This window comes from Streptomyces sp. NPDC102258 (assembly GCF_055584685.1).
The window spans coordinates 1-2,617 of sequence record NZ_JBVJLO010000066.1 but is presented as its reverse complement, the minus strand read 5'-3'; the positions used below and the strand labels follow the sequence as shown (position 1 = coordinate 2,617).

Here is a 2,617-nt window from a genome sequence, read left to right as displayed (position 1 = left end):
TTCGACGGCACCGGCGCCCGGACCATCGACCTGCCCACCTACCCCTTCCAACGCCGGCGTTACTGGCTGGAGTCGCGTCCTTCTGCGGCGGTTGCGTCGGGGCCGCAGGATGGTCTGTCGTATGAGGTGGCGTGGAAGAGTCTGTCGTTGCGGGAGTCGGTGCGTCTTGACGGCCGGTGGCTGCTCGTCGTACCCGAGGACCTGGACGCGGATGGCACACGGATCGCCCACGACGTCGAGCAGACCCTCACCACCCACGGCGCCACCGTGCACACCCTTGCTCTTGACCCTGCCACAGCGGACTTCGACGGCCGTTTCAGCGGGATCTTCGAGGAAGCAACGGACGTCACGGGCATCCTGTCACTCCTCGGACTGGCTGTAGGCCCGCACCCGGAGCACGGCGAGGTGCCGCTCGGGGGAGCCGCGTCGCTGACGCTGATGCGCCAGGCTCTGCGAGACGGGTTCGGTGTTCCGGTGTGGGCGGTGACGCGGGGTGCGGTGTCCGTGGTGCCTGGTGAGGTGCCGGAGACGGCGGGTGCGCAACTGTGGGCGCTCGGACGGGTCGCTGCTCTCGAAATCCCCGATCGCTGGGGTGGTCTCATCGATCTTCCGGCGGACGCTGATACGCGGTCGGTGGGTCTGGCGGTGCGGGCGCTGGCCACCGGGATCGCGGCCGGTGAGGATCAGCTGGCGGTACGGCACTCGGGCGCCTACGGCCGTCGTCTCGTACGAGCCACTGCCCGCCGGGGACGGAAGGACTGGCGCCCGCGGGGCACGGTGCTGCTGGCCGGGGAACTCGACGCCGTCGGTGAGCCGTTGGCCCGATGGCTGCTCACGGACGGCGCGGACCGTGTCGTACTCGCCGATCCCGCCCTGATCGAACTCCCGGCCGCGCTCTCGGACGTGGCTCAGCACGTGACGACCGCTGCGGCGCCCGACCTCGCGGACCGTGCGGTCCTCGCCGCCCTCGTCACCGAGCACGCCCCCACCATGGTGGTCGTCGTTCCGCCCGCGGTGGAGCTCGCTCCGCTTGAGAGCACGAGCCCGGCCGATCTCGCGGCGGCCGTGGCCGCCAAGTCCGCGACCGCCGCGCACTTCGACGCATTGCTCGACGGGCCCCGCGTACCGGAGCTGGTGCTGATCTCCTCCGTTGCGGGGATCTGGGGTGGTGTCCGGCAGGGGGCGTACGCCGTCGGCGCCGCTCACCTCGACGCCCTGGCCGCCCGCCGCCGGGCCCGCGGTCTGCCGACGGTCTCCGTCGCGTGGACGCCCTGGGCGGGTTCCGTCACCGCGGACGGCTCTGCCGCCGAGTCGCTGCGGCAGTACGGCATCGCTCCGCTGGAGCCCCAGGCGGCGCTCGCGGAGCTGAACCGGGCGCTGGGCGGGGGCGCGGGCGACGCCGCAGTGGCCGACGTCGACTGGGAGCAGTTCCTGGCGTCCTTCACCTCCGTACGTCCCAGCGTCCTCTTCGATGAGCTGCCCGAGGTGCGCCGTCTCCGTGAGGCGGAGGCGGCGGCCAAGGCGGACCAGGCCACCCGGATCGGCGCGCCCGGCGGCACGGAACTGGCGCGCTTCCTGCGCGACAAGCCCCGCCACGCCCAGCGAAAGGCCCTCCTGGAGCTGGTCACTGCCCATGTGGCGACCGTACTGGGTGAGGGCGCTCCCGACGCGATCGACCAGAGTCGGGCGTTCAAGGACATCGGCTTCACCTCCCTGACCGCGATGGAACTGCGCAACCGGCTCAAGGAAGCCACCGGGCTGACCCTTCCGGCCTCCCTCGTCTTCGACCACCCCCACCCCCGGGCACTCGCCGACCATCTGCGCGAGGAACTACTGGGCGAGGACGATGCGGAACGCACCGACTCCGAGCTGAACGCCCCGAGCGGTCCGCCTCCGGTGGGTCAGGACGAGCCAATCGCCATCATCGGCATGGCCTGTCGCCTCCCCGGAGACGTCGGAACACCCGACGAGCTCTGGGAGCTGCTCGAAACCAGCCGTGACGCCATTACGGAGCTGCCCGTCAATCGGGGCTGGGACGTGGCGGGGCTGTACGACCCGGATCCGGACGCGGCGGGGCGTGCCTACGTCCGGGAGGGCGGCTTCCTCCACGACGCGGGGGAGTTCGACGCGGGGTTCTTCGGCATCTCGCCGCGTGAGGCCCTGGCGATGGACCCGCAGCAGCGAATCATCCTGGAACTCGCCTGGGAATCGTTCGAACGTGCCGGGCTGGACCCGTCCGGCCGGCGCGGCAGCCGTACCGGCGTGTTCATGGGAACCAACGGCCAGCACTACATGCCGCTGCTGCAGAACGGTAGCGAGAGCTTCGACGGCTACCTCGGCACCGGCAACTCGGCCAGCGTCATGTCGGGCCGCATCTCGTACACCCTCGGCCTGGAGGGGCCGGCGCTGACGGTGGACACGGCGTGTTCGTCGTCGCTGGTCGCGCTGCATCTGGCGGTGCGGGCGCTGCGCGGTGGTGAGTGCGACCTCGCCCTCGCGGGCGGTGCGACCGTGATGTCGACGCCGGAGGTGCTCGTGGAGTTCTCCCGGCAGCGCGCAGTCGCCGCCGACGGCCGCTGCAAGGCGTTCTCCGCCTCGGCCGACGGCTTCGGACCGG

1 protein-coding gene is annotated in these 2,617 nt (G+C 71.6%); it reads left to right on the top strand.

Annotation, left to right across the window (positions count from 1 at the left end; all coding sequences use genetic code 11):
* Positions 1-126: 126 nt before the first annotated feature.
* Positions 127-2,617 (top strand): type I polyketide synthase (locus ACZ6ZT_RS35140; protein WP_469724506.1); only part of this gene is annotated, 2,491 nt, incomplete at its 3' end.